The 26,394-nt window shown below is 68.9% G+C and carries 23 protein-coding genes and 1 riboswitch; of the genes, 5 read left to right on the forward strand and 18 right to left on the reverse strand.

The genetic code is table 11. The features are described 5' to 3' along the window. Nucleotides 1–5 precede the first annotated feature (5 nt). The 10 genes from CXQ96_RS07485 to CXQ96_RS07530 form a co-directional block, all read right to left on the reverse strand. On the reverse strand, nt 6–1,313 hold the full coding sequence (locus CXQ96_RS07485) for a hypothetical protein (protein WP_104117414.1): 1,308 nt from the start codon (nt 1,311–1,313) through the stop codon (nt 6–8). 7 nt (nt 1,314–1,320) lie between these two features. After that, entirely contained in the window at nt 1,321–2,037 is a 717-nt protein-coding gene (gene nadD, locus CXQ96_RS07490; RefSeq protein ID WP_258058955.1) for a nicotinate-nucleotide adenylyltransferase, read from the reverse strand. A gap of 38 nt (nt 2,038–2,075) precedes the next feature. Next, nucleotides 2,076–2,312, reverse strand: a complete 237-nt coding sequence (locus tag CXQ96_RS07495; protein ID WP_104117415.1) for a hypothetical protein — start codon at nt 2,310–2,312, stop codon at nt 2,076–2,078. A gap of 110 nt (nt 2,313–2,422) precedes the next feature. Next, nucleotides 2,423–3,742, reverse strand: coding sequence for a glutamate-5-semialdehyde dehydrogenase (locus tag CXQ96_RS07500; protein WP_104117416.1), 1,320 nt, complete (start codon nt 3,740–3,742; stop codon nt 2,423–2,425). 47 nt (nt 3,743–3,789) lie between these two features. Then, the gene (gene proB / locus CXQ96_RS07505; RefSeq protein WP_104117417.1) at nt 3,790–4,947 is read right to left on the reverse strand and encodes a glutamate 5-kinase; all 1,158 of its coding nucleotides are present in this window, start codon (nt 4,945–4,947) and stop codon (nt 3,790–3,792) included. A 6-nt stretch (nt 4,948–4,953) separates the two neighbouring features. Next, nucleotides 4,954–6,537, reverse strand: coding sequence for a GTPase ObgE (obgE, locus tag CXQ96_RS07510; protein ID WP_104117418.1), 1,584 nt, complete (start codon nt 6,535–6,537; stop codon nt 4,954–4,956). 127 nt (nt 6,538–6,664) lie between these two features. Further along, nucleotides 6,665–6,925: a 50S ribosomal protein L27 gene (gene rpmA, locus CXQ96_RS07515; protein ID WP_028280075.1), complete on the reverse strand. Its 261-nt coding sequence runs from the start codon at nt 6,923–6,925 to the stop codon at nt 6,665–6,667. A 55-nt stretch (nt 6,926–6,980) separates the two neighbouring features. Further along, complete coding sequence (gene rplU, locus CXQ96_RS07520; protein WP_087073581.1) at nt 6,981–7,289, reverse strand: 50S ribosomal protein L21; 309 nt, start codon at nt 7,287–7,289, stop codon at nt 6,981–6,983. A 225-nt stretch (nt 7,290–7,514) separates the two neighbouring features. After that, entirely contained in the window at nt 7,515–9,101 is a 1,587-nt protein-coding gene (locus tag CXQ96_RS07525; protein WP_104117419.1) for a bifunctional hydroxymethylpyrimidine kinase/phosphomethylpyrimidine kinase, read from the reverse strand. Continuing rightward, nucleotides 9,093–9,205: riboswitch (TPP riboswitch) on the reverse strand. Its footprint overlaps the gene before it by 9 nt. A 145-nt stretch (nt 9,206–9,350) precedes the next feature. Next, on the reverse strand, nt 9,351–12,776 hold the full coding sequence (locus CXQ96_RS07530; RefSeq protein WP_104117420.1) for an Rne/Rng family ribonuclease: 3,426 nt from the start codon (nt 12,774–12,776) through the stop codon (nt 9,351–9,353). Between the two features lie 487 nt (nt 12,777–13,263). Between CXQ96_RS07530 and CXQ96_RS07535 the strand changes: the two genes are divergently transcribed. Further along, a complete protein-coding gene (locus tag CXQ96_RS07535; RefSeq protein WP_104117421.1) occupies nt 13,264–13,899 on the forward strand; it encodes a vitamin K epoxide reductase family protein in 636 nt (211 codons plus the stop codon). 41 nt (nt 13,900–13,940) lie between these two features. On the opposite strand, the gene dxs is transcribed toward CXQ96_RS07535, so the two are convergent. The 3 genes from dxs to CXQ96_RS07550 form a co-directional block, all read right to left on the reverse strand. After that, nucleotides 13,941–15,914 carry a 1-deoxy-D-xylulose-5-phosphate synthase gene (gene dxs, locus CXQ96_RS07540; protein WP_104117422.1) on the reverse strand — a complete coding sequence of 658 codons (1,974 nt, stop codon included), beginning with the start codon at nt 15,912–15,914 and terminating at the stop codon, nt 13,941–13,943. Nucleotides 15,915–16,042: 128 nt separating this feature from the next. After that, on the reverse strand, nt 16,043–17,461 hold the full coding sequence (locus CXQ96_RS07545) for a class I SAM-dependent RNA methyltransferase (protein WP_104117423.1): 1,419 nt from the start codon (nt 17,459–17,461) through the stop codon (nt 16,043–16,045). A gap of 10 nt (nt 17,462–17,471) precedes the next feature. Further along, complete coding sequence (locus CXQ96_RS07550; protein ID WP_258058934.1) at nt 17,472–19,448, reverse strand: APC family permease; 1,977 nt, start codon at nt 19,446–19,448, stop codon at nt 17,472–17,474. A 101-nt stretch (nt 19,449–19,549) separates the two neighbouring features. Between CXQ96_RS07550 and CXQ96_RS07555 the strand changes: the two genes are divergently transcribed. After that, entirely contained in the window at nt 19,550–20,224 is a 675-nt protein-coding gene (locus CXQ96_RS07555; protein ID WP_104117539.1) for a TrkA family potassium uptake protein, read from the forward strand. Next, nucleotides 20,221–20,898: a TrkA family potassium uptake protein gene (locus tag CXQ96_RS07560; protein WP_104117424.1), complete on the forward strand. Its 678-nt coding sequence runs from the start codon at nt 20,221–20,223 to the stop codon at nt 20,896–20,898. Before CXQ96_RS07555 ends, CXQ96_RS07560 begins: the two co-directional genes overlap by 4 nt. Here the strand turns inward: CXQ96_RS07560 and CXQ96_RS07565 are convergent. The 4 genes from CXQ96_RS07565 to dut form a co-directional block, all read right to left on the reverse strand. Next, complete coding sequence (locus tag CXQ96_RS07565; protein WP_104117425.1) at nt 20,895–21,698, reverse strand: DUF3159 domain-containing protein; 804 nt, start codon at nt 21,696–21,698, stop codon at nt 20,895–20,897. The two genes, CXQ96_RS07560 and CXQ96_RS07565, sit on opposite strands and share 4 nt — an antisense overlap. Before the next feature lie 29 nt (nt 21,699–21,727). Beyond that, nucleotides 21,728–22,081, reverse strand: coding sequence for a hypothetical protein (locus CXQ96_RS07570; protein ID WP_258058935.1), 354 nt, complete (start codon nt 22,079–22,081; stop codon nt 21,728–21,730). 5 nt (nt 22,082–22,086) lie between these two features. Continuing rightward, entirely contained in the window at nt 22,087–22,980 is an 894-nt protein-coding gene (locus CXQ96_RS07575; RefSeq protein WP_104117427.1) for a DUF3710 domain-containing protein, read from the reverse strand. Nucleotides 22,981–23,058: 78 nt separating this feature from the next. Continuing rightward, on the reverse strand, nt 23,059–23,559 hold the full coding sequence (dut, locus tag CXQ96_RS07580; RefSeq protein WP_258058936.1) for a dUTP diphosphatase: 501 nt from the start codon (nt 23,557–23,559) through the stop codon (nt 23,059–23,061). A 221-nt stretch (nt 23,560–23,780) separates the two neighbouring features. Between dut and CXQ96_RS07585 the strand changes: the two genes are divergently transcribed. Then, a complete protein-coding gene (locus tag CXQ96_RS07585) occupies nt 23,781–24,257 on the forward strand; it encodes a DUF3093 domain-containing protein (RefSeq protein WP_104117429.1) in 477 nt (158 codons plus the stop codon). Between the two features lie 144 nt (nt 24,258–24,401). Here the strand turns inward: CXQ96_RS07585 and CXQ96_RS07590 are convergent, their stop codons facing one another. After that, entirely contained in the window at nt 24,402–24,734 is a 333-nt protein-coding gene (locus CXQ96_RS07590; RefSeq protein ID WP_104117430.1) for a DUF4193 domain-containing protein, read from the reverse strand. A gap of 212 nt (nt 24,735–24,946) precedes the next feature. On the opposite strand from CXQ96_RS07590, the gene sepH reads away from it, so the two are divergent. After that, nucleotides 24,947–26,251, forward strand: coding sequence for a septation protein SepH (sepH, locus tag CXQ96_RS07595; RefSeq protein ID WP_104117431.1), 1,305 nt, complete (start codon nt 24,947–24,949; stop codon nt 26,249–26,251). Nucleotides 26,252–26,394 lie beyond the last annotated feature (143 nt).

Raw genomic sequence — 26,394 nt, forward strand, 5'->3', positions numbered from 1 at the left:
CAGTTTCACCCATTGAGGGAGCTGACTGTCATTATTATCCCGGTTGTGAGGGCGCCTGCGCCCACGCCGAGCAACGAATACTGGATGTAGCGCAGCCGGCGGAGCCGTCCGAGCCCCGCGGTCATCGCGTCGAGCGGTTCGAGACCGAAGGCGCTCCGGGCCTCGATCGGCTCCGTCTCCTCGCCGCCGTCGACCTTCTCCTCCTCACGCTCCGCACCTGCGGGTTCCTCGCGGGCGGCAGGCGGTGCAGCCGGGGCCCGGCGCGGCCGCGGGAGCACGACGGGTACGTGGGAGGTCGAGGGAGCCCGCAGGACCGACTGCGCCGCACCCGGCACCCGCACGAACTCGGGCGGAGCGACGATCGACAGGTTGTGGGCAGCGGTCGGGTCATTCGCGGCCGGTCTGCGCTGCTGGTTCTGCTCGGACAGCTCCTGCATGCGGCGCGCACGTGAGTTCAGGACGGCGGCCCGCTCGGCGAGGGCCTTCTGCTGCGACAGGACTTCCAGGTTGACGGTGAAAGGATCATCCGTGCCGCTGGCATTGAGCTCGGCCGCGTGCTCCCGGGCGTCCTCGACGATCGCCTGCCGCGCTGCAAGCGCCTCCTCGACGGTCATGTCCTCGACGCTGCGGGCCTTCGGCGCGTCCGCCGTCGTGGTGTTCGCCGGATCCGCTCCCGCCTGCACCGCTACCGTCGGGGCGGTCTGCTGCCGCCTCCGATCCCTGCGGCCCCCCGGCAACGGCTCCCCGGACGGACGCGCCACGGAAGCTCCCGTCCGCACATCCCCAGCACTCGCTGCAGGCCCACCTGGCAGTACTTCCGCGAGCCCTTCGGATACCGCCGCCGACGGAACTCCGGCTTCCTCTCCGGCAGCTTCGTCCTCGGCGCGGGCCACTGCACCGGGGGCGGTGGATGGGGCACCCTGCGCGGCCGTATCGACCTCGGCGATTTCCGGAGCCCCTGCGCGGGTCTGAGCCTGCTGCAACCGCAGCTGGCGACGGGTGGGAGTCTCGACGCGGGCGCCGTCCTCGCCCTGGACGGCCTGGCTCTCAGCCAGCGCGCGGTACGCCCTCAGCGCTTCCCGGTTGCGCGCACGGGCCTGCGACTCGCGCTCCCTGCGCTGCTCGGGCACGGCGTCCACGGGTGCCTCCGCGGCCCGCCTGCTGCGTCGCGATGCGCCGTCGACGGATGCCTGCTCGGAGGCGCCCTCGAGGACACCGGTGGTGTCGCTGCGCGTCACGTCGAGCCCCGGTGACTCGACACTGTCCGCTGGAGATGACCCTGTGAGCGGTGCGTCGTCGTTTGCCTTGCTCATTGCTGATTCACCCAGTTGGTTGTTGTACGGAGGTGGGGTTACCCCCGTGCTTTCCTTCCGCGGGAAAGACTTCGTCGTTGTCCGATGCGGGAAGTTGCCGCTCCCCGCGGTGCACCTCACGCCGGTAGAGCCGGTGCTTGGCGATGTACTGCACGACACCGTCCGGTACGAGGTACCAGACCGGCTTCTCCTCGCCGACGCGTCGCCTGCAGTCCGTGCTGGAGATCGCCATGGCCGGCACCTCGAGCAGGCTCACGTCACGCCCACGGCCGTTCAGCTCGTGCCCCGGCCGTGTCACCCCGATGAAGTGGGCCAGGGACCACAGCTCCTCCGCGTTCTTCCACGTGAGGATCTGCGCCATGGCGTCGGCACCCGTGATGAAGAACAGTTGGGCGTCGGGCCGCTCCACTTTCAGGTCGCGCAGGGTGTCGATCGTGAAGGTCGGACCCGGCCGGTCGATGTCCACCCGGCTCACCGTGAAGCTGGGATTGGATGCCGTGGCGACGACCGTCATCAGGTAGCGGTGCTCAGCAGCTGTGACGTCCTTGTCGGCCTTCTGCCACGGTTGGCCCGTGGGGACGAAGACGACCTCGTCCAGGTCGAAGACCGATGCGACCTCACTCGCGGCTACGAGGTGGCCGTGGTGGATGGGGTCGAAGGTTCCGCCCATGACGCCGAGGCGCCACGGAGACCCGTCATGGTGCCGCTGCCGGGGCCCGCCCATGACGTCCCGTTCGATACTCTCTGCTGCCACCGAGACCGCTAGTGCCGGTTCGCTTCGCCGTGGTCGTGATTGTTCGCGTGCTGCTTGTGCGGGTCCGTGTGCTCCTCGACGGCCTCGTGCCGGTTGCGGACGTTCGCGAAGGACACCGTGACGATCATGAGGGTGAGCAGGATGCCCATGGCGATCAGCCCGTACGCGATGGCAGGCATCGGCAGTTCGGTGTGGTGTTCCATGGCTTCGTTCGCCAGCAGTGCGCTGCCGAGGGAGTAGAGCATCGTGGTTCCTCTGTCAGGTCAGGTATCGCCGGTCCGCTTCCGCCCGGCGCGAGAGTTCCCTCCCATGGTACGCGCAATGGTGCACGTCCCCGGCAGCCGCGCGACAGCTGTCAGCGTCGGACCTGACCCGAGCCCTGCACGATCCACTTCGTGGTCGTGAGCTCCGACAGTCCCATGGGTCCGCGCGCATGCATCTTCTGGGTGGAGATGCCGACCTCGGCACCGAGGCCCAGCTCACCGCCGTCGACGAACCGCGTCGACGCGTTGACCAGCACGGCTGCGGAATCGACGCCGGCGACGAATTCCTCCGATGATGCCAGGTTGTTCGTGATGATGGCCTCGCTGTGGCCGGTACTCCACCGCCGGATGTGCTCGAGCGCCTCCCCGACGCTGTCGACCGTCCTGACGGCGAGGTCGAGTTGCATGTACTCCCGACCCCAGTCCTCATCCGTCGCGGACGGCGCGTCCGCGCCCTCGGGCAGCAGGGCCCTCGCGCGGTCATCGACGTGGAGGGTCACGCCGGCGCGGAGGAGCGCCGCAAGGACACCGGGGGCCGCTGCCGATCGGTGGTGCACGAGCAGCGTCTCCACCGTGTTGCACACACTGGGGCGCTGCGTCTTCGCGTTGAGCAGGATGTCGGTGGCCATCTCCTCGTCCGCGCTCTCGTCGAGAAGGATGTGCACGTTGCCCTCGCCCGTCTCGATCACGGGGACGCGCGCCGTGGTCACGACGGACTGGATGAGGTCGCGCCCTCCCCGAGGGATCAGGACGTCGATCCGCCCGCGCGCCTGCATCAGCACCTGGGCGCCCTCCCTGCCGAACTCGTCGATGGTGAGGACGGCGTCGTCGGGCAGTCCCTGGTCCTCGAGGGTGTCCCGGATGATTCCGACGAGCGCGCCGTTCGTAGCCGCGGCCGCGCTGCCGCCGCGGAGAATGACGGCGTTCCCGCTCTTGAGCGCCAACCCGACGATGTCCACGGTGACGTTGGGGCGCGCCTCGTAGATGGCGGCGACGACACCGAGGGGCACCCGGACCTGCCGCATGCGCAGGCCGTTGGGCAACGTCTCCGCCCGAACGGCGGTGCCGACGGGGTCAGGGAGGCCTGCCAGCTGAGCGAGCGCGTCCGCCAGGAGCCCGATGCGCTCGGGGTCGAGGCTCAGCCGGTCCAGCATGTACTCCGAGGTGCCGGCGGCACGCCCGCGCTCGACGTCGGACCTGTTGGCTGCCAGTACGAGGTCGCGCCGGGAGACGAGGGCGTCGGCGATGGCGAGGAGGACGCGATCCTTGCGGGCGCGGGTGACCCGGCCGAGGATGCGGGATGCCACGCGGGCCCTGTCCGTGATGGCGTGGACAGCCCGGGTGAGCTCATCCGGGGACAATGCCTCGGCGTTGTCGTTCCGGATCGTGGGCTCGGTCTTCAGGTCGGTCATTGCAGCATTCTACCGAGCGGTCGCTCTCGCGGTCTCGGAACGACGCCTCATGACACGACCGGGGCGTGAAGCACCACGAGATCGTTGACGTGCACCACGGACCGTTCGTACTCCGCGCCGAACTCGTCCGCCAGGTCGTGGGTGGAGCGTCCGAGCATGCGGGGAAGCTCCGTCGAGCTGTAGTTGACGAGGCCCCGCGCCACCACGGTCCCGTCCCCGTCGACGAGCTGCACGGGATCGCCTGCCTCGAAGGCTCCGGAGACGCCGACCACGCCGGCAGGCAGCAGGGACCGTCGGCGCTCCCCCACCGCACGCACCGCACCGTCGTCGAGCACGAGGGTGCCGAGGACGCGCGCGAGGTGCGCCAACCAGAGCAATCGGATGGGCTGGCGTTTGCCGGTCGCCGTGAACCAGGTGCCGATGTCGTCTCCGCGCAGCGCAGCGGCTGCGTTGGCGGTCGACGTGACGAGGGCGGGGATGCCGGAGGACGCAGCGATCGTCGCAGCCTCTACCTTCGTGACCATGCCGCCCGTGCCGACCCCTGCCTTGCCCGCGCGACCGATGGTCACGCCGTCGAGGTCCGCAGGAGAGGTGACGAGCGGAATACGGCTGGCGCCCGCACCGGGTGGACCATCGTAGAGCGCGTCCACGTCGGACAGGAGCACGAGCGCATCCGCCTTGACGAGGTGGGCGACGAGCGCCGCCAGGCGGTCGTTGTCACCGAAGCGGATCTCGTGGCTTGCGACCGTATCGTTCTCGTTCACGATGGGGACGACACCGAAATTCAGGAGCCGCTCCATGGCCCGGTGGGCGTTGGCGTAGTGCGATCGCCGGATGAGGTCGTCAGCGGTGAGCAGGATCTGGCTCACCGTGACGCCGTGCGCTGCGAATGCCTGCGAGTACTCGGCCATCAGCAGGCCCTGCCCCACACTCGCGGCCGCCTGCTGCGAGGACAGCTGGGACGGTCGCCGGGCGAGGCCCAGGGGCGCCAGACCCGCGGCGATCGCTCCCGAGGACACCAGGATGATCTCCGTGCCGGCGGTACGCCGCGAGGCGAGGACATCGGCGAGGCCCACGAGGGCCTCGCCGGAGATACCCCCGGAGACGGAGGTCAACGACGACGAACCGACCTTGACGACGATCCTGCCTGCAGCGGCAAGCTCCGAGCGGGAGGCCAGCGGCTGCCGGGACTGTTCCGGGGCCACGCGCGCCTAGTCCTGGGACTCGGCGTCTGCTTCCTGCCGGGCAGGGGCAGTCGGCTTGCGGTTCTGCACGGACTCGGTCCAGATACCTGCCTTGCGGTCGGCCTCGAGGTCGGCCCGGGCCGCGGCCTTGGCGTCCTTCCGCTCCTGGTACTCCTCGCGCTTCTGCTCGCGCGTCGGCCGGATGTACTCGGCGAGGCGCAGATCGGAGCCACGCGGTCCGGCGAGCAGTTCGGCGCCACCCATCATTGTGGGCTCCCAGTCGAAGACGACGCCGTCACCCTCGCCGATCACCACGGTGTCGCCCGGCTTGGCACCGGATTTGAAGAGCTGCTCCTCCACGCCGAGCTTCGCGAGGCGGTCCGCGAGATAGCCGACCGCCTCGTCATTGGTGAAGTCTGTCTGCTTGACCCAGCGCTCGGGCTTCTCGCCGAGGACACGGAACAGCGGCAGCGCGTCCTTCTCCTCGTTGCGGATCCGGAACGAGGCAGCGTTGACGCCCCGCGGCCGCAGGACGGGAGGCGCGACCTTCGGCGGTGCTGTCGCGACGGCCTTCCGGGCGTTCTCGACGATCTCGGCCATGGCGAAGCCGAGCTGGCGCAGCCCCTCGTGGCTGGACGCGGACACCTCGAACACACGGTAGCCGCGTGCTTCGAGCTCGGGACGGACGAAGCCCGCCATGTCCTTGCCGTCGGGGACATCCACCTTGTTGAGGGCGACGAGCCGCGGGCGCTCGTTCAGGGGGACGACGTCGCCGTCGGGCCCAGCGAAACTCATGTCGACGGCGTACTTCTCCAGCTCGCGCTCGATGATCGCGAGGTCGTTGAGCGGATCACGGTCCGCTTCGAGGGCTGCACAGTCCAGGACGTGCACGAGGGCGGCGCAACGCTCCACATGGCGCAGGAAGTGGTGGCCGAGGCCCTTGCCCTCGCTCGCGCCCTCGATGAGCCCTGGGACGTCGGCGATCGTGAATCGCGTCGATCCGGCTTCGACGACGCCGAGATTCGGCACGAGGGTCGTGAAGGGGTAGTCGGCGATCTTCGGCCTCGCAGCGGACATGGCCGCGATCAGGCTGGACTTTCCGGCCGACGGGAACCCCACGAGGGCGATGTCCGCGATGGACTTGAGTTCGAGGACGACGTCGCGCTCGTCACCCGGGATGCCGAGCAGCGCGAACCCGGGAGCCTTGCGCTTCTGGGACGACAGCGCGGCATTGCCGAGACCGCCCTGACCGCCCGCGGCGACGACGAACTCGGTGCCGTCTCCCACGAGGTCGGCGAGCACCTCGCCGTCCTTCGTCTTGACGACGGTGCCGTCGGGCACGGGCAGGATGAGGGTCTCCCCACTCTTGCCGCCGCGCCAGTCACCCATGCCGTTGCCGCCGTTCGTGGCGTGCCGGTGGGGGGCGTGGTGGTAATCGAGGAGTGTCGTCGTCTGGTGGTCGACGCGGAGGATGACGTCGCCGCCATCGCCGCCGTTGCCGCCGTCGGGCCCGCCGAGGGGCTTGAACTTCTCGCGGTGGACGGAGACGCAGCCGTGGCCACCGGTGCCTCCGGATACGTGCAGGACTACGCGGTCAACGAAGCTCGCCACGTCGGTCTCCTTCTACAAATGCTTCACTGTGCCGACCCTGGTCGGCTTAAAAGAAGGTGGGGCGAGCCGAAGAGGCTCACCCCACCCGAATGCTTGGTGCACGGTCAGTGCATGCTCAGCAGGCAGATTACTCTGCTGCCGCACCTACGATGTTGACGACCTTGCGTCCGCGGCGGGTACCGAATTCGACGGCACCTGCTTCGAGTGCGAACAAGGTGTCGTCGCCACCGCGGCCGACATTGGCGCCCGGGTGGAAGTGGGTGCCGCGCTGGCGGACGATGATCTCGCCGGCCTTGACGACCTGGCCACCGAAGCGCTTGACGCCGAGGTACTGTGCGTTCGAGTCGCGGCCGTTGCGAGTGGAGCTTGCGCCCTTCTTATGTGCCATGAGTTATGCCTGCCTTCGCTGAAGTGTCTGCTTGACCGATCGGAGCCCGGAGGGACTACGCGATACCTGTGATTTTGACGCGGGTCAGTTCCGAACGGTGACCCTGGCGCTTCTTGTAGCCGGTCTTGTTCTTGAACTTCTGGATGACAATCTTCGGTCCACGAAGATTCTCGACGATCTCGGCAGTGACGGTGACCTTCGCGAGGTCCTCCGCTGCGGAGGTGATCTTGGCGCCGTCTACCAGAAGGAGGGCGGGCAGCTTGAACGTGCTTCCTGCCTGACCGGTGACGCGGTCAAGGGTAACGAGGTCTCCTACAGAAACCTTTTCTTGGCGGCCGCCTGCGCGGACAATCGCGTACACCACTTGGGAACTCACTTCTCTCGACAATCTTGACTTCTGATGAAAAAACCTGGGTGCGCCCTGGCAGCAATCCTGGAGGTCGCCCTTCGTGCCGGATCCGCGCTGCGCGTCCACGACCGCCGCTGCCCTGGGGCTGCCGGTGTCGGTGGACATGATGCGCAATGTGGAATCCCTGCACAGTTGCCGCCGGACATGCCGGTTAACAGGCGAGTGCACCGAGGGTCCAGATTACGTCAGAACAGCGTCTTCCCGCAAATCAGCGGGCTCCCGGGTCGCGGCGGGCAGCCGCTGGACCCGGGGCGCGTCGAAGAAGTCCCGCTCGTAGGCTGCGGACCGGAGGAACGCCGCGAGCATGGCCTCCCGTTCGGCTTCCGAGCCGCGACGGTGCGCTTCGTCCGATATCTGCTTCGCACGCTCGGTGGCTGCCGCGAAGTCGGCGTCCGCGTAGGTCGCGATCCAGTCCGCATATGGGTGCCGGGTATCGCTGCCCTCGAGCGGCGACTGCGCCTGCTCCTGGATCCAGTCGCCGACGGCCGCATAGAGCCAGAAGCACGGCAGGACGGCCGCGACGAGCTCAGCGTAGGAACCACGGACGGCGGTGGCCGTCAGGTGATCGCAGTAGGCGCGCGTGGCGGGTCCGGCTTCGCCCTCGCCGAAGCGCAAGCCCGCCGCATCCAGCCAGGTCCGGTGCAGCTCCGCCTCGGTCCGGAGGCACGACGTCGCGGCCGACAACCAGAAGAGCTGCTCGTCGTCCGTCGGAGCCATGGCGGCAGTCCTGGCGAGCACACCGCAGTACTCGCGCAGGTACAGCGCGTCCTGCTGCAGGTAGTAGGCGAAGTCGGCGGTGGAGAGGCTGCCATCGGTCAGGGCGCGAATGAAGGGGAGGTCGAGGATGTGCCGGCGGGTCGCTGCGCTCCGCCTCCATGCCAGGTCGGTGAATCGTTCGTGCGACCCCGTGCCGGCGGCGGCGTGGAATGCGGAGTGGAAGTGGTGCACGGGTCCGCTGCCTGCACCCACCTCCAGGTGATCCGCCGCGCGCAGCGCTCCTTCCAGCCAGAACTTCGCCTCACGCACCGCGGCGGGCCAGTCCGACGTCACCGCGTATCGTGTGGCGATGGCTGAGGAGAGTGAGCAGCCTGTCCCGTGGGTGTTCGTCGTCGTTATCCGCATGCCGTCGAAGGCGACCGCGTCCGCAGGCCGCCCGGGCGGGAGGATGAGCGCGTCGGGGCACCGCTCCCCCGGCAGGTGCCCACCCTTCACAAGGACACGCGTATTCAGCAGTGCGGCAAGGACACTCCCCTGCTCCAGGGCATCGGCCCACGACGTCGCCGGTTCGGCGCCGACCAGCACCGCGAGTTCGGGAATGTTGGGGGTGACCAGGGACGCCCGCCGGGCCAGGTCCACGACGGCGCGCACGGCGTCGTCGTCGAGCAGGCGAGCTCCGCTGGTCGCGACCATGACCGGATCCAGCACCACGACCGGCACGCGGACGTCGTCGAGCCACTCGGCGACCGCCCGGGCGACGTCCGCACTGCCGAGCATTCCGATCTTCACGGCATCGATGGCCACATCCTCGGCGACGGCGTCGAGCTGTTGCCGGAGGAAGGCTAAGGGCGGCGTGTGGACGGCCGACACGCCCTGCGTGTTCTGCGCCGTCAGGGCCGTCAGCACGGCCATCGCGTAGCCGCCGTTCGCGCTGATGCTCTTGATGTCGGCCTGGACGCCGGCCCCGCCGCTCGGATCAGAGCCGGCGATGCTGAGCACGTTCGGAATCCGCGAGCTGTTCTTCGTCCCCGGTGCACGGACAGTATCCATGGGTGACATCCCTCCGCTAGGCCACGGGCGCGTGCGCCCACTAGATCAGGTTCGACGGGTTTGATCTCAGCCCCGCATCTGGCAGGGCACCCCGTGTCACAGACAAGCCTATCCCAGCCGGACGGCCGCGCTCGGGAGCGGGGCAGGAGCAGGACGGGAAGCTGCGGGGACCCCAGAGGCCGGAGCCCTGACGGACTCCGGCCTCTGGGGGTGGACGGGCATCGGACGATCGTCCGGGCCCGTCAGCGCCTACAGCTCCGAGGCGGGCACACCAACGCCGAAGATCAGCGGCTCGGCAGCGGCGGTTTCGGGCTTCCGCACGACGGGCTGACCCTTGGCGACGTGGCGCGTCCCGGAAGGCTCGACGGCTCCCGCTCCCTGCGTCTCGATCGTCGTGTCCGCTGCGCCCTGCGCGCTGCGTGCTACGCGGCGCGGACGGGAACGACGGGCGGCTACGTCGGTGCGTGGAGGAACGACGGCGGATTCCTCCTCCGCACTGTCTCCGCCGGCGGTGGCCGGCGCTTCGGGCACTTCGTCCTCGCGTCCGGCATCATCCACTGCGGGCCTCCTGTTGAAGGCCTCACTGAGGCTGTCGAGCGTCAGCCGCGTCGCCGGCTCGGCCTGACCGTCCTGCATCTCCGGCCGACGGTTGTCCGCGCGCGGCAGCGTTACGGTCTCACCGTTGATGGTCAGGACGGCATCGGTCACCTGGACATCGGGCTCCGCAGTCGCCTGCTCGGCCGACTCCTCGTGGGCATGGTGGGTCGCGGCCGCGATGCTGGCGAGTGCGGCACGGGCCGCCTCCGCCTTGGCGGCGCGGTCCGGGCTCTCCGCCACCGGTGCCGGTGGCAGTGCGATGCCTTCATCCTGCTGCTGACCACCACGGCCCCGATTGCGCTTGCGCTCGCTCCGGGACGGCTTGTCCTGGCGCACCTGCTGCTGTGCCTCGGGGGCGGTCGCGGAACGGCGGTGCTCGACGGGCTCCATGTGGGTGACGACGCCGCGTCCTGCGCAGTGCTCGCAATCCTCACCGAAGACTTCGAGCAGGCCGGTACCCATGCGCTTCCTCGTCATCTGGACCAGGCCCAGCGAGGTCACCTCGGCGACCTGGTGCTTGGTCCGGTCCCGGCCGAGGCACTCGACGAGGCGGCGGAGCACGAGGTCCCGGTTGGCCTCGAGCACCATGTCGATGAAGTCGATGACGATGATTCCGCCGATGTCGCGGAGCCGCAGCTGGCGGACGACCTCTTCGGCCGCCTCGAGGTTGTTCTTCGTGACCGTCTCTTCGAGGTTGCCGCCACTACCCGTGAACTTGCCGGTGTTGACGTCGACGACGGTCATCGCCTCGGTGCGGTCGATTACGAGGGACCCCCCCGACGGCAGGAAGACTTTGCGGTCCAGGGCCTTCGCAATCTGCTCGTCGATGCGCGATGCAGCGAAGATGTCCTCATCGCTCGTCCACTTCTCGAGCCTGCCGACGAGGTCCGGTGCCACGTACATGACGTAGGCCTCGATGGTGTCCCAGGCATCCTCTCCCGAGACCACGAGCTTCGAGAAGTCCTCGTTGAAGACGTCGCGGACCACCTTGATGGTGAGGTCGGGCTCGCCGTAGAGCAACTCGGGCGCAAGGGTCTTCGTGGAGCCGGCCTTGCGCTCGATCTCCTCCCACTGCGCCCGGAGGCGGTTGATGTCGTGCGTGAGCTCCTCCTCGCTGGCGCCCTCGGCCGCAGTACGGACGATTACGCCGGCGTTCTCCGGCAGGCGGTCCTTGAGGATGCGCTTGAGGCGGTTCCGCTCGACGTCCGGCAGCTTGCGGGAGATGCCCGTCATGGATCCGCCGGGCACGTAGACCAGGTAGCGTCCGGGCAACGAGATCTGGCTTGTCAGCCGCGCTCCCTTGTGGCCCACGGGGTCCTTCGTCACCTGCACGAGGACGGGATCGCCCGACTTCAGCGCGAGTTCGATACGCCGCGGCTGCCCGTCGAGGCCCGCGGCGTCCCAGTTGACCTCGCCTGCGTAGAGCACCGCATTCCGGCCGCGTCCGATGTCGACGAAGGCGGCCTCCATGCTGGGCAGCACGTTCTGCACCTTGCCGAGGTAGACGTTCCCGATCAGCGAATCCTGCTGCGTCTTGGAGACGAAGTGCTCCGCCAGGATCCCGTCCTCCAGCACACCGATCTGGATCCTGTCATCGCGCTGTCGCACGATCATCTGGCGGTCCACCGACTCACGCCGGGCGAGGAACTCGGCCTCGGTGATGACCTGCCGGCGCCGACCCGTGTCGCGGGACTCGCGGCGGCGCTGCTTCTTGGCCTCGAGGCGCGTGGAGCCACGGACGCTCGTCACGCGGTCGGACACCGGCTCACTCGCCTGGCGGGGAGCGCGCACCCGTGTGACGGTGTTGGGGGGATCGTCGTCCTCACCACCGGCCAACTCGAGATCCTGGTCTCCCCGGCGGCGTCGGCGGCGCCGTCGTGACGTGACACCAGCGCCCTCCTCGGGACCGTTCGGGCGGGGCTGCTCGTCCGTCCCCTCCGCCTCGACATCGTCCGTCACGTTCTGGCCGGCGTCGGTGCGACTGCGACCACGGGTGCGGCGGCTGCGGCGAGAACGGCGGCCGGATTCCTCCGAAGCCTCCTCGTCGGAACTGTCTTCGACAGGTGGCGCGACCTTCACCGAGGGCACTGTGACGGCGCTCAGGTCGGGCGCGTGGAACAGCAGCGAGAGGGGTGACTCGGGTACGGCGAACGGATCGAAACGATTCTCGTCAACCGACGGCTCGCCGGTTGCGTCCTCCGGGGTCTCCTTCTGCGCGAGGGAGGCCGACTGTTCGGGGCTGGTGTCCGGGCTGACTGCCTCCGCGGCTGCCGGTGCTGCTCCTGCGGGATCCTCTGCCTGCGCGGGCTCCGACGCCCTGCGGGAGCGACGCCTGGACGCGGTCCGGCGCGTGCGCGCGGGCTTCTGCTCGGCAGCCCGGTCGTTGGTATCGACCGCACCGGCGGCGTCGGCGGCGGGCTCTGCCGTGGCGTCCGCGGGGACGGACTCCGAGGAGGCGGGCGCAACGGCGTTGGACGCGACAGCACTGGGCGGGGCGACGCTGGCCGGGCCTGCCTCTGCCGTCGCAGCACGACGACGCGTGCGGGGCGCGCGGACAGGTGCGGATGATGCCGCGGCAACGGCAGTGGAATCGACGGCAGTGGGCTCGCCCGAGCCGGACTCGACGGGGGCGGACTCGACGGCGGAGGACTCGACGGCGGAGGGCTCGACGGCGGAGGGCTCGACGGTACTGGTGTGGACGGTGCCGGCCGGACCTGCTTCGGCCGTCGCTGCGCGACGTCGTGCACGCGGCGCCTTTGCCGGTGCGGCTGCCGGAGCAGGGCTCGCCGTCGCTGCCGCTGCCTGAGAATCATCCGGAATTGCTGCGGTCTCGGCATTCCCGCGATCCTCCGCGACGACCGGCTTGCGGGCCCGCGTTGCCCGCTTGCGGACCGGCACCACGTCCAGGTCCGGTTCTGCCGTCGTTACCGGCGGGGTAGGAGGCGCTCCAGCCGGTGCGCTCGCGGTGCGGCGCTTCCTCGGTGCCTTTGCGGGAGCGGCCTGGCCCTGGCTGTCCGGGGCGATAGACGGTGCTTCCGTTACGTTCTGTTCGTTCCCCTGCTGTTCTGACTGATCCATGGGTACTCGCTCCAAGCCCCTGCGGCGCCGGCCACATTCCAGCGCCCTTCAGGGCGGTATGTCGGCCGGCCGCGGGCCCTTCGCCCGGCGGCTGACCGGAAGTCGTTGTCATATCGTCCGAGGTCACACCGTCTTGGGGGTGCGGAATCACTCGGAGACCAGTGGCGCTTTTCCAACTCAGCCGCCGTTGTCGACGGTGGGTCCCACGAGCGGATTCTGCCTACTTCCGCCGACGTGGCGGACTCGGTAGGACGGAAGCATCGCTCGCGGAACGGAAGCCTGTCACTGGACCGGCGTAGGAATGTGGTTCCCGCGCCAGCCTTCGCTATTGTCTCACACCGCCCTTCGAACGGGCCTCGCAACCCGGGCTAGACTCGCCCGGGAGGACCATCCGGAGTGACCCGCCGCCTCGTCGGACGGGTTCGCCTCGAAGTGATCTATCGGCGCACGGACCCCAGAGGCAGCGCACGGCGGAAGGAGCACCGGCATGGACACCCGCAGGACGACGAACGCCTCCGACACGACGGACGCGGGTGGACCTGATCACGGCCGGCGCACCGCGGGGAGGCTGCCCATCGTCCTCCTGGTCTCCGGGACGATCGGTTGGGCGGCGTCCGCACAACTCGTGCTCGAGCGCCTCGCCCTGTACGCCGATCCGGACTACGTCACGACGTGCGATGTCAGTCCCTTGATCTCCTGCGGCGATGTGTTCCAAACAGCGCAGGCAAGTCTTTTCGGCTTTCCCAATCCGCTGATCGGCATCGTCGCCTTCGCCGTCGTCATCACGACGGCGATGGGGTTGCTCGCAGGCGCCCGGTTCGCCCGCTGGTACTGGCTCGGCCTCCAGGCCGGCGTGACAGCGGGCCTCTCCTTCGTCGCCTGGCTCTGGTTCCAGGCCCTCTTCGTGATCCACATCCTGTGTCTCTACTGCATCGCGGTCTGGGCAGTCATGCTCGTGGTCTTCGTCGCCGTGACCGCGCACACCATGAGCACCGGCGTGCTGCAGGTAGGACCAAGGGCGCGCCGCGTCGCAGCGGAATGGTCGTGGGTCATCGCACTGCTGCTCATCCTGGCGATGGCCGTATCCGTGGTCGTGTCCTTCGCGGACGCCTTCACCGGCTGACCGACGGCATTCCGCGCCGTGCGGCGTGCCGTCGGTGAGCCCTAGTGCTTGGGCAGTTGACCCGTGACCGGCGACTGGTCCCCGGCGATCGGGCGGGCAACCGGCACCTTCGTTCCGAGAACCTGGGCGACGACGTCGTGCGTGATCTTCTGGGCCGTCAGCCCCACGCGCTCGAGGACCTGGTTGCGCGTTCCGTGATCGAGGAACTCCACCGGAAGACCGACCTCGTTGAGTGCAGTGTCGACGCCCGCCGTCCGCATCTCCTGCCGGATCCTGGATCCGACACCACCGGCGCGCACGCCGTCCTCGATGACGATCACGATGCGGTGCTCCGCGGCCAGGTCGATGACCGAGCGCCGGACCGGGAGGAGCCAGCGCGGATCGATGACCGTGGAGCTGATTCCCTGCGCTCCCAGCCGGTTCGAGACATCAAGGGCGAGCTCGCTCATGGCGCCGACACTGATGATCAGGACGTCGTTGAGGCGTGAGCCGGCAGGCCTGCGGGACAGGACGTCGACGCCGTCAGCGAGCCGCTCGATTGCCTCGACCTCCGCTCCGACGGAGCCCTTGGAATACCGGACGACGCTCGGGGCATCTGAGATGGCGACCGCCTCGCGCAATTCCTCACGCAGGCGGGAGGCGTCACGGGGAGCAGCGAGGTGCAGGCCGGGAACGGCCTGCAGCATTGCGAGGTCCCACATGCCGTGGTGGCTGGCGCCGTCGGGCCCGGTCACGCCCGACCGGTCGAGTACGACCGTCACGCCCGCCCTGTGCAGGGCGACGTCCATGAGGAGCTGATCGAACGCTCGGTTCAGGAAGGTGGCATACAGGGCGATCACCGGGTGCAGCCCGCCGAACGCCATGCCGGCGGCGCTCGTGAGTGCGTGCTGCTCGGCGATGCCGACGTCGAACACGCGGTCAGGGTGCCGGGCGGCGAAACGGTGCAGTCCGACGGGGATGAGCATCGCGCCGGTGATACCGACGATGTCGGGACGTTCGTCGGCGATGTCGGCGATCTCGTCCGCGAAGACGGACGTCCAGGACTCGTGCCCTGCGGCGCCCACGGGCTCGCCCGTCTCCGGGTCGATGATGCCCACCGCATGGAACTGGTCCGCCTCATGCGCGCGGGCCGGAGCATAGCCGTGGCCCTTCTCCGTGATCGCGTGCACGATCACCGGCCCCTCGTAGTTCCGGGCGAGGTGCAACGCCTGCTCGACGGCGGACTGGTCGTGACCGTCCACCGGGCCCACGTACTTCATGCCGAGGTCCTCGAAGAGCCCCTGGGGCGCCCACCAGTCCTTGATGCCCTTCTTCATGGCGTGGAGGCTCTTGTAGCTGAACTCCCCGACCGCGCCGCCGTTCTGCATGCGGTGCTTCACCCAGTCCAGGGTGCGCTCGTAGACACGGTGGGTGCGCACGGAATCGAGCGTCGGACGCAGCGAGGCGAGATAGTCGGCCACGCCGCCGATCGTCGGGGCGTAGGAGCGGCCGTTGTCGTTGACCACGATGACGACGCGGCGCCGCTTGTCCGCCGCGATGTTGTTGAGCGCTTCCCAGGCCATCCCACCCGTCAGCGCACCGTCTCCGACGAGCACGACTGTGTAGCGGTCACCCTCGCCGTTGAGGACGCGGGCCCTGGAGATACCGTCCGCCCAGGAGAGTGAGGATGACGCGTGCGAACTCTCGACGACGTCGTGGACGGATTCCGCACGCGACGGGTAGCCCGACAGCCCGCCCTGCTGGCGCAGCGTGCTGAAGTCCTGCCGGCCGGTGACGAGCTTGTGCACATAGGACTGATGTCCCGTGTCGAAGATGATGCTGTCCCGCGGCGAATCGAAGACGCGATGGATGCCGAGAGTCAGCTCGACCACCCCGAGGTTGGGCCCCAGGTGCCCGCCCGTGCGCGAGACGTTGCCGACCAGGAAGGTGCGGATCTCCTGCGCGAGCGCTGTCAGTTGCGCAACGCTGAGCTTGCTCAGGTCCTGCGGGCCGCGGATTGTTTCCAAGAGTCCCATCGGCGCCTCCTCGATTCGTTCGGCATGGCGAGATCATCGCCCGAGATTCAGTTAACTCTAACGTTCGGGCTTGCTCGGCGGTGCCATTGACGGGCACGTCCGATGCGGGGAGGACCTCCCCCGACAGATCACGACGACGGCGGCACGAGCCGCGCGAAGGACTCCATGTGGTGGGTGTGCGGGTAGAGATCGAAGACGCGCAGGGCGTCCAGGGACCACCCCGCCCCGAGGAAGTAGCCGAGGTCGCGGGCGAACGATGCCGGATCGCAGGAGACGTAGCCGACGGCCCGTGGGCGCGCCTGGACGATCTGCCGGACGACCTTGCTGCCGGCGCCGGCCCGTGGTGGATCGAGCAGGACGGCGTCGAGCGGTTCGTTCCATCGCCCCAGGACGTCGTCCACGCGACCCTGGAGGATCGCCACGTGGCCCTGCCCATGAAGGTTCCGGCGGGCATCCCTGCTGGTGCCCGCGGACCCCTCGACCGACAGGACCGACCCGCCGGGCCCGACGGCGTGGGCGAGCGGCACCGTGAACAGGCCCGCGCCTGCGTAGAGGTCGGCGAACCTCTCTCCCGCGGCCGGCTGGAGGCCCTCGAGCACGGCGGTGACGAGGGCCTCCGGGGCACTTCGGTGGATCTGCCAGAAGCCCGCCCCCGTGACGCGGTAGTCGATACCCAGCACGGTCTCCTGGAGCCAGGTACGGCCCTTCAGCCGCTGAACCTGGCCGGACTCCGGGTCGAGCACGCCCACCGACGCACCCTCGATCGAGGACGCGACGCCCGCGACCCTGCGCGGCGTGGTCTTCGCATCCGGTACGAGCAGGACGAGGGGCTCTCCGCCGCCGGAAGGTACGGCGACATCGACCCTCTCGATACCCGTGAAGTCGATGGTCCACAGTTTCAGAGCGTTGATCGCCGGTACGGCCAGAGGCATCTCCCGCACGGGGACGACGTCGTGCGAGCGGTGCAGGTGCATCGCCAGGCGCCCTGCGGCATCGACCGCGAAAGCGGCGCGGGTGCGCCACCCGAGTCCGTCGGGAGCTTCACCGGGCGCACCCTCGACGACCGCTTCCCTGTCCGTTGCGGCGAGGCGGGCCAGTTGTTCCGCGAAGATCGCTGCCTTGAGCCGGCGCTGCTCGTCGAGTGCGATATGCCCGAACTCCGCGCCGCCGACAGCGGAGCGGCCCCGCGCGGCGGCACGCAGGGCATCGGCGGCGGCCCAGGGGTGCGCAACGCGGTGCGGGGAGGCCTGCAGGACCTCGACCGTATCGGCACGCCAGAACCGTGCGCCCTCCTCGGTCTCCGTGAAGCGGACCCGCACCACTTCGCCCGGCAGCGCGTGCCTCACGAAGACCACGCGACCCTCGTGGCGAGCCACGAAGTGGCCCCCGTGCGCAGCGCGCTCGATCGTCAGTTCGGCCGACAGTTCGGCGGTCGGCTCGGCAGCCGGGTCGGCGATCGGCTCCGCGGTCGGCTCGAACGAGCCTGCAGGACCGTTCGCCCCCACGCCTGCGGTCGCGGGAGCAGTGGTGGGTACGGCGTCCGTCATGGGTTTCTTCCTACTTGAGGTCCTGGTAGATCTGCGCTGCGTCGGAGGACGCGAGCTGCCACGGCACGCTGGCGACCATCACGCCGGGCACGTAATGCAGGCGGGCCTTGATGCGGAGGGCGGTCTGGTTGTGCACCAGTTGCTCCCACCATTTTCCCACCACGTACTCGGGGATGTAGACCACGATGAGGTCCCGCGGGGAATCCCTCCTCATCGACTTGATGTAGTCGAGGATCGGCGAGATGGTGTCGCGGTACGGCGAGGCGAGGACCGTGATCGGCACGGGGATCTCGTACTTCTCCCAGTCGGCGAGCGTCTGACGGGTCTGGTCGGGATCGACGTCCACGGTGATGGCATCCAGGCGGGAGGGTCGCGACGCGCGTGCGAAGGCCAGCGCCCTCAGGACCGGCTTGCGGACGTGTGAGACGAGGATCACGGCATGGACGCGGGAGGGAAGGGCACGGAGCCGGACGGCGTCGTCGATCGCGAGTTCCTCCGCGACGGTGTCGTAGTGCCTCTTGATGCTGCGCATGACGGCGAAAAGGATGGCCATCGCCAGGACCGCGATCCAGGCGCCGTACTCGAACTTGGTGACGAGGACGACCACCAGGACCGCAGCAGTGAGGCCGAAGCCGAGGGAGTTGATGGCTCGGGACTTGTGGATCCTCCAGCGCTCCTGCTTGCCGACCGTGCTGCGCAGGGTCCTGTTCCAGTGGCGGATCAGCCCGAGCTGACCGCCGGTGAAGGACACGAAGACCCCGACGATGTACAGCTGTACCAGAGCGGTGACATCCGCGCGGAAGACGAGGATGAGCACGACGGCGCCGAGGCCGAGCGCGAGGATGCCGTTGCTGAACGTCAGCCGGTCTCCCCTGGTGCGCAGCTGGCGGGGCAGGTAACCGTCCGTGGCGAGGATGGAGGCAAGGACGGGGAAGGCGTTGAAGGCCGCGTGTCCCGCGAGCATCAGGATCAGTGCCGTCGCCGCGACGACCAGGTAGAAGGCGGGCGAGTCGCTGCTGAAGATCGTCCGTGCCAGCTGGCTGACCACGGGCGCCTGGATGTAGTCGTCCGGAACGGGCTGCCCCTCGAGCAGCAGCTGGGACGAGGGGTCCTGGACGACGTGGACCCGTGTGGCATTGGCGAGGTAGATGATGCCCGCGAGCATGGCGGAGGACACGACGCCGAGGACGACGAGGGTCGTCGCCGCGTTGCGGCTGCGTGGAGGTTCGAAGCGCGGCACGTTGGAGCCGGGACCCTCGAGCCCGGTCAGTGCCGCCGCACCGGCGGAGAAGGCCCGGAGGATCAGGAGGGCGCCCGCCAGGCCGACGAGGCCCGCGTCGAGGGCTGCGTCCGGGACGATCTCGAACCGCGCGCTCGGAGCCTGCGCCAGCGTGCCGACGGCCGCCTGGACGACACCCGTGACGCACAGGGCGAAGATCCCCGCGAGGAAGGCGTAGGTGACGACGGCTCGGGCACGGACTCCGCGCGTGATCCCGCGCAGGTTCAGCAGCACGAGCACGGCGACTCCGACGACGGCGAGGGTGATGCGTGCGGGCTCGAGTGCCGGAGCGAGGGAGACGACGTACTGCGCGGCAGCCGAGACCGACACCGCAACGGTGAGCAGGTAGTCGATCATCAGAGCCGATGCGACAGTGGTGCCTGCACGCGGACCGATGTTCTGCTTGGCGATCTCGTAGTCACCGCCGCCCGACGGGTAGGCGTGTACCGCCTGCCGGTAGGAGGCGACGACGACGAGCAAGACGGCGATCACGGCCAGCCCGACCCAGGGCGAGATGGCGACCGAGGCGACGCCGGCGAGGGCGAGGGTCAGCAGGATCTCGTCCGGCGCATAGGCGACCGATGACAGCGCGCTCGCCGAGAAGACGGGCATGGCAAGGCGCTTGGGGAGGCTCCTGTTCCTCAGCCTGTCGCTGGCGAACGGCTTGCCCACCAGCACCCGCTTGACGGCCTCGAGAAAAGTCAGCACGCCCCACAGACTAGCGCGTCCGCGCCTGCGGCCAGCCACTAGGCTTGGTGCTGATACAGCTCGGAACAGCAGGACCTACGCAGGAATCAGGGGTGCCCTCGGTGGCTCATTTTGTGATCATGGGATGCGGCAGGGTGGGGGTCAGCCTCGCCCACACACTGGATGAGTCCGGCCACTCGGTTGCGATCATCGACCAGGACGACCGCGCTTTCCGCCGCCTGCGCTCCTCGTTCGGAGGCCGCAGGGTCACCGGTGTCGGATTCGATCGGGAAACGCTGAAGTATGCCGAGATCGAGGACGCCTACGCCTTCGCCGCCGTGTCCAGCGGCGACAACTCCAACATCCTCGCAACCCGTGTGGCCCGCGAGACCTTCCATGTGCCGCATGTGGTGGCCCGCATCTACGATCCGGGACGCGCCGAGATCTACCAGAGACTCGGTATCCCCACGGTGGCCGCGGTGCGCTGGAGTGCCGACCAGGTGCTGCGGAGGATCCTTCCCGAGCAGACCATCAACGGTGACTTCCGCGAGACGTCCGGCCGGTTGATCCTCGCCGAGCTCGCCCTGAGCGACGCCTGGCTGGGCAGGTCCCTCCGGAGTATCGAAGCCGCGAGTGGTGTGCGCATCGCCTACATCACCCGATTCGGTGAGGGAATCCTGCCGACCGCGGAGACGAGTTACCAGCAGGGGGACATCCTGCACGCCATGATGAGGACGACGGCGACGGACGAGATCGGACGCATCCTCGCCGCCGCACCGAAGGAGGAGATCCAATGAGGGTAGTCATCGCCGGGGCCGGGAGCGTCGGCTCGTCGATCGCCCGGGAACTGCTCGGCAACAAGCATGAGATCCTGCTCATCGACGAGAAGCCGGAGGTCATCGGGCGGAGCGGGCTCAAGGGCGCGAAGTGGCTGATCGGTGACGCCTGCGAACTCACGACGCTCAAGGATGCGCGGCTGGACGAGGCCGACGTCGTGGTGTCCGCAACCGGCGACGACAAGGTGAACCTGGTCGTGTCGTTGCTCGCCAAGAGCGAGTTCGGCGTCGGGCGCACCGTCGGGCGGGTCAACAACCCGAAGAACGACTGGATGTTCGATGACTCGTGGGGCGTGGACGTGGCGGTCAACACACCGAGGCTCATGACGGCGCTCGTGGAGGAGGCCGTGGAGATCGGGGACCTCGTGCGCCTGCTGACCCTGCAGACCGGGGCGTCCTCGATCGTCGAGTTCACCGTCCCCCAGGACTCGCCGCTCGTCGGCGGGACGATCGGCTCGATCCTCCTGCCGGAGGACTGCGCCGTCGTCGCCGTCCTGCGGGACGACTCCCCCATCACTCCGAGCCCGGACGACGTCGTCGAGGGTGGGGACGAGATGTTCTTCCTCGCCGCCATAGCAGCCGAGGACGAACTGCGCGTGGCCCTGTCCGCCCGGAGCGACGGGGGCGGCGCCTAGCGTCCCTGGGCGCCGTTCACCGGGCCGTCGTCGGTACTGCCAGGGACCGGTCCCGCTGCGGCACGCGGGCGGGAGACGATCCATGCGAGCCAGAGCCCGAGCGCGTACAGCGGGAGGCCCATCGCCACGCGGGTCGACCCGAGGGCTGCCACGTTCTCGGCGAGATAGAGCGGCACCTGCACCACGAGCCGCAGGGCGAGGACGGAGACGATGATCCAGGTGGCGACGGAGTAGGCGCGGACGCGCGCCGGATCCTTCCGCCATTCGATCCCCTCGTTGCGGATGAAGCCGAAGAGGAGCCCGGCGAACGGCCATCGGAAGACGACCGATGCGGCCATCGCGACGATATAGCCGCCGTTGATGAAGAAGCCGGGAAGGAAGAAGTCCTCGGCGTTGCCGGTGCGCAGGGCCACGAACGCACAGAAAGCGACGCCGACGAGCCCGGCCAGGGCCTGCGTGACCGGCGTCCTCGAGACCAGCCGGATGAGGGTGAAGACCGCGGCGACGGCAAGCGCCGCGATGAGCGACACGGCAAGATCGGTGGTGAAGGTGAAGAGGACCGTGAAGACCAACCCGGGCGCGATGCTCTCCGCGAGCCCCTGCACTCCGCCGATGGAGGACAGGACGTCGATCTGACCGGAATCGCCGCGCCGCACACCGGATTTCGCGGCGTAGCGGCTGGCGAGCTCGGCCGTCGAGGGCTGCGCCTGCGTGCTGGGCGGGCGCGATGCAGTAGGCGCTGCCCCGTCATCGGAAGAGGGCTCCGGGCCGGCGGTGGGATCGTCGATCGGGTGGCTCATGCCGGATTGCTCCTATCGAAGTGGCTCATCTAGTACTCCTCGGGGCGGCCGATGATCTCGTAGCGCGGGTTGTACACGGTGGGGGTGCCGTCCACCCGGCTCAGCATCCCCTCGAACCTCAGGGTGACGCCGGCCTCGACGCCGGGCACCCTGCGCTGGCCCATCCAGACGATGCGCACGTCCTCGCGCACACCATCCCGGTCGATCCGAGCCACGACGGTGAACGACGGCGGCGCCGACACCGGAGCGACCGTGACCCTGTGGATCACGCCGCGGGCCTTGATCCTCCCCCGCACGGGAAGCGGATTCGCCGCCTCGGGCACAGGGCGGCCCACCGATCCCCTCGGATCAGTACCGCCGGGTGCGTACTGCCGGGAGGGCACGGCGGCTAGCGGGTCTCGGTGATCTCGGGACCGCGCTCCAGCGGGTTCAGGTCAGGACGGGCCGGCGCGGCGGGCGGGGGTCCCGCCGCAGCGTCCTTCGGCAGCTTGAGCTGCAGCAGTTCACGCGGCGGAAGGGGGTGGTCGCCGCGGACGACGACGACGTTGCGGAACAGCTCCTCGATCGGTGCTGCCGCAGTGTGCTCCAGCGCAGCCGGTCCACCGAACACGCCGCGGAGGAACCAGCGAGGGCCGTTGATCCCCACGAACCGAGCCACACGGTAGCCCGGCTGGCCGTCGGGAGTCTGTGCTGGAAGCTTGGCGAGGAGTTCGGTCCCGAGGCGTCCCGGACGTTCCTCGACGGTACCCCCCTGCGATCCCACGGAAGCACCGATCTGCTCCCTGATCTCGTCCCAGAGCCCTTCCGTCTTCGGCGCCGCGAAGGCTTGCAGCTGCAGCGTGGAACCGCCGAGGTCGAGGGTGACGGCGATGACGCGCTTGCTGCGCTCCTCGACCTCGAGGCGCAACTGGAGCCCCTCGGCCGCGTTGATGCGGAGGGCGCCGAGGTCGATGTAGCCGCTCTCGGTGTCCTGCTCCGAGACGTCGAAAGGCCCCAGAGTCGCACGGTCGTAGTCCGGGGTCGAGACGTGGCCGGCCGGCGCCGGGGGCGCTGCAGGCGCACTGTCGACGGCGCCCGTGCCACTGTCTGGGTCAGTGTCGGTATCAGTGTCGGTATCAGTGTCGGTATCAAGGTCCGTGTCACTGCCCGCCGATGCTGGACCGACAGCGCTCGGGGCAGCATCGGCTACCGCCACGTCATCCACCGGCTCAACCGGTGCGTGCTGCTCCGTCGACGCCTCGGCGTCGACCTGCTTCTTCTTCCTGAGGCGCCCAAAAGCCATGTCCGGGATCCTTTCCTGGTGACGTTCTCGAGTAGGTGACACGTTCTGTGAAGCGAAAGGGGTGGCGTACGCCTCGCGTCAGCCGCCGGCGGGACTGTCGTAGGAGGCAGGCGAGATCTCGGAAGTACCGAATCCGCCGGTGGAGCCGAACCCACCCGAGCCGCGCACGCTGCCGGGCAGTTCGTCGACGACGGCGAACACCGCGTGCTCGACGCGTTGGATGACCAACTGCGCGATCCGGTCACCCCTGGTGAGACGCACCGGGTCGGTCCGGTCCGTATTCAGGAGGCATACCTTGATCTCGCCCCGGTAGCCCGCATCGATGGTGCCCGGCGCATTGACGATCGTCACCCCATGACGTGCCGCGAGGCCGGAGCGGGGATGGACCAGACCGACATAGCCGTGCGGGAGGGCCATGGCGACACCGGTGGGGACGAGCGCCCGCTCCCCCGGAGCCAGAACGACGTCGACGGCCGTGCGCAGGTCCGCACCTGCGTCGCCGTCCGTGGCGTAGGCGGGGTGCTCGAGACCGTCGTCGAGCATCAAGATCTGGACCGGCAGGTCCTGCTGTGTACCCATTGACCGCATCTCCCACGCAAGCTATCCGGTTACCAGCACCCCACTTTAGCGCCTTTGCCGGGGCCCCAGCTGACCGTCCACCAGCGCGACGGCGGCAGCAGCCCGCAGGCGGACGGGCAACGCCGCGAACGGCCTGTCCGAGGTACATCGGCACACGCGCGTCCCTGCCACACGATGCCTGTTGGGATGAGAAGGACAGGAAATGGTGGAATGCTGGTCCCATGTCCAGTGCGCCAGGGGAAGCACCCCAGAACACACCCGATCAGGCCGTCCAGTACGAGGAGCGCCTGTGGCCCTCGCCCTGGGTCTGGCTCATCGCGGCAGGCTTCTCGTCCGCCACGATCGTGATGTTCGCGCCCATCTCCATGGAGGTCGGCTACGGCGCCGCCGCCGTCGTCGCGGTCATCGTGTTCACCCTGCTCATCCTGTCGACACCCCGCATCACGGTGACTGCGACGACCCTGACCGTGGGGCGCGCGACCATCGAACGGAAGTACCTCGGGACCGTGCAATGGTTCACCGGGGACGACGCCACCAACCAGCGCGGCCCGGGCCTGAACGGCCTCGCGTACCTCTGCATCCGCGGGTGGATCTCCCCCGTCGTCAGGATCGAGATCTCCGATCCGGAGGACCGCACGCCCTACTGGCTCGTGTCCTCGCGCCACCCGGAGCGGCTCGCGGCTGCACTGGCCGGCTGATGCCCCGGTGGGGCTGATCCGAGCCTGGGCAGGCCATCGCGGAACCTGCTTGTGGAGCGGGAACGCCGTCGTCGTTCACTCTCGGCGACGGCTTTCCTGCACATTCCTTGTTCCTGCCGTGTCCCTGCGCGTTCCCCGGGGCTGTCAGCCCTCGCAGTCCGAGCAATACAGCTGCCCGTCCCTTTCGAGGGCGATCTGCGAGCGGTGCCGCACGAGGAAGCACGAGGCGCAGGTGAACTCGTCGGCCTGGGCGGCGAGGATCTGCACCGACACCTCTTCGCTGGAGAGGTCGGCGCCCGGCAGGTCGAATGCTTCTGCCGCAGCCAGCTCGTCCTCGTCGAGCAGATCCCTCGTCAACAGGGTGCCGGAAGGGACCTTCATGGTTCCCTGCTGCCCCGCGCGGTGGCGCCTGGCTTCACCGGTGCGGGTGTCCCCGTCACCGAGAGCGGTGTGCGGAGCGTCGTAGTCTGTCGTCATACCCGTCTTTTCTCATCCGTTCTCATCGTCACTGCCCGTGTCACTGGTCATGCTGCTGTACGCCGTTCCACCCTACGGCTGAGGCAACGCCGTGAGGTCCCGATTTGTGCCCGGTCCCGGACGAGCAGGCGCCACGCCTGACCGCATAGTAGGAAAGGTCGCCGTTCAGTGGCAAAGTTTCATTCAGGAATTATTGTCGGCTGGAGGATTTAATGCAGGAGTTACGCCTGGTGGGTGTCCATGAGGATGGCGAACATCTGCTGTTGAGCGGCGAGAGGGGTACGTCCTACCGCCTACCCATCGATGACGCGCTGCGTGCCGTGAGCGGTCGTGGTGCCGGGTACTCGACGGCGTCACCCGCTACCGTTCCGGACGAGCACCGGCAGAAGCCCGCTAAGCCGCCGGTCCACCTGACCCCCCGCGACATCCAGGCTCGCATCCGCTCCGGCGCGACGGCGCAGCAGGTCGCTGCCGAGTCAGGACTCGACCTAGCCCATGTGGAGCGCTACGAGGGGCCGGTGCGCGCCGAGCGGGACTACGTCGCCTACCTTGCACAGCGCGTGGAGGTCGCGACACCCCTGCCCAGCCATGACGGCTACCGCTCGGCGTTCGGCGATAGTCCAGCGATGCTGGGAGACATGGTCACGTACCGGGTGCAGAGCTACGGGATCGATCCGGCGTCGCTCGAATGGGACTCCTGGCGCCTGCAGGACGGCTCGTGGCACGTCGAAGCGGCCTTCGACCTGCCCGAGGACTCCGCCGTCGACCTCGGGGAGCAGCCGCCGGCCCGATGGGCCTACAACCCCACGCGGAAGACCGTGACGAACGGCAACCGCTGGGCTCAGGTCCTGAGCGAACTCGAGCCGCTCGACGGCCCTCTGCCCTCACGCCGACTCAGTGCGGTGGCCGATCGCGTGTTCGACTTCGAAGCGGAGAAGGAGGATGAGGCGCCGGACGCCGCATCCACCGACCAGGACGGCCTCCTGGACGTCCTCAGGTCACGCCGCGGGCAACGCCTCGGCCTTGATGAGGATGGCGACGACGCCCTGGCCGAACTCCTGACGCGAGGCTCGATACCTGCCGCACACCCTCGCGGCGACGACGGAGCAGACCAGGATGCGCCCCACGAGAGGGATGCTCGGATCCCCGGCCTGGTGCTGGCCCCGAGAGCGGCAGGAGACATTCCTGATGCTGACGCCGCCGATCCGGACCACCACGACGACGGCACGCCCAGGCTCTACGACGGCGTCAGTACGGACACGCGCGAGATCAGCATCTTCGCGCAACCGATCCGTAGGCTGCAGCCTCCGGCGGATAGCCAGGTGCCCGATGCGGGGACGGCGAGCGGTGGAAGGCGTGACGCCGACGCAAGGGAGACGACAAGGGCTTCCGAGGTCGTTGCCGGCAAGGACACCGGCAAGGCTGCCGTGGAAGCCGGCCCCGAGCGTCGCGTGAAGCCGAAGCGCTCGAGCGTCCCGAGCTGGGACGACATCGTGTTCGGACGGAAGGGCGACTGACCGCTCCGGCCTGTCCCAGGAGTACGCGCATCGACGGCTTCTCCGGTCCGCGCCGATGGCGGCCGGGTATGAGCTGGTGCAGGCCATCCCAGGGAGACGCCCCGACGTGGATCCGAGGCGGCGGACGCAGGAACAGCAGGCCG

This window comes from Arthrobacter sp. B1805, assembly GCF_002929745.1.
In the GTDB taxonomy this organism is placed as follows: Bacteria; Actinomycetota; Actinomycetes; order Actinomycetales; family Micrococcaceae; genus Arthrobacter_D.

Bases quoted from the DNA above. Each gene is read 5' to 3' on its own strand.
- CXQ96_RS07485 (WP_104117414.1), bottom strand. From the start codon at position 1,313: ATGAGCAAGGCAAACGACGACGCACCGCTCACAGGGTCATCTCCAGCG.
- nadD (WP_258058955.1), bottom strand. From the start codon at position 2,037: ATGGGCGGGCCCCGGCAGCGGCACCATGACGGGTCTCCGTGGCGCCTC.
- CXQ96_RS07495 (WP_104117415.1), bottom strand. From the start codon at position 2,312: ATGCTCTACTCCCTCGGCAGCGCACTGCTGGCGAACGAAGCCATGGAA.
- CXQ96_RS07500 (WP_104117416.1), bottom strand. From the start codon at position 3,742: ATGACCGACCTGAAGACCGAGCCCACGATCCGGAACGACAACGCCGAG.
- rpmA (WP_028280075.1), bottom strand. From the start codon at position 6,925: ATGGCACATAAGAAGGGCGCAAGCTCCACTCGCAACGGCCGCGACTCG.
- CXQ96_RS07525 (WP_104117419.1), bottom strand. From the start codon at position 9,101: ATGGATACTGTCCGTGCACCGGGGACGAAGAACAGCTCGCGGATTCCG.
- CXQ96_RS07530 (WP_104117420.1), bottom strand. From the start codon at position 12,776: ATGGATCAGTCAGAACAGCAGGGGAACGAACAGAACGTAACGGAAGCA.
- CXQ96_RS07535 (WP_104117421.1), top strand. From the start codon at position 13,264: ATGGACACCCGCAGGACGACGAACGCCTCCGACACGACGGACGCGGGT.
- dxs (WP_104117422.1), bottom strand. From the start codon at position 15,914: ATGGGACTCTTGGAAACAATCCGCGGCCCGCAGGACCTGAGCAAGCTC.
- CXQ96_RS07545 (WP_104117423.1), bottom strand. From the start codon at position 17,461: ATGACGGACGCCGTACCCACCACTGCTCCCGCGACCGCAGGCGTGGGG.
- CXQ96_RS07560 (WP_104117424.1), top strand. From the start codon at position 20,221: ATGAGGGTAGTCATCGCCGGGGCCGGGAGCGTCGGCTCGTCGATCGCC.
- CXQ96_RS07565 (WP_104117425.1), bottom strand. From the start codon at position 21,698: ATGAGCCACCCGATCGACGATCCCACCGCCGGCCCGGAGCCCTCTTCC.
- CXQ96_RS07575 (WP_104117427.1), bottom strand. From the start codon at position 22,980: ATGGCTTTTGGGCGCCTCAGGAAGAAGAAGCAGGTCGACGCCGAGGCG.
- dut (WP_258058936.1), bottom strand. From the start codon at position 23,559: ATGGGTACACAGCAGGACCTGCCGGTCCAGATCTTGATGCTCGACGAC.
- CXQ96_RS07585 (WP_104117429.1), top strand. From the start codon at position 23,781: ATGTCCAGTGCGCCAGGGGAAGCACCCCAGAACACACCCGATCAGGCC.
- CXQ96_RS07590 (WP_104117430.1), bottom strand. From the start codon at position 24,734: ATGACGACAGACTACGACGCTCCGCACACCGCTCTCGGTGACGGGGAC.
- sepH (WP_104117431.1), top strand. From the start codon at position 24,947: ATGCAGGAGTTACGCCTGGTGGGTGTCCATGAGGATGGCGAACATCTG.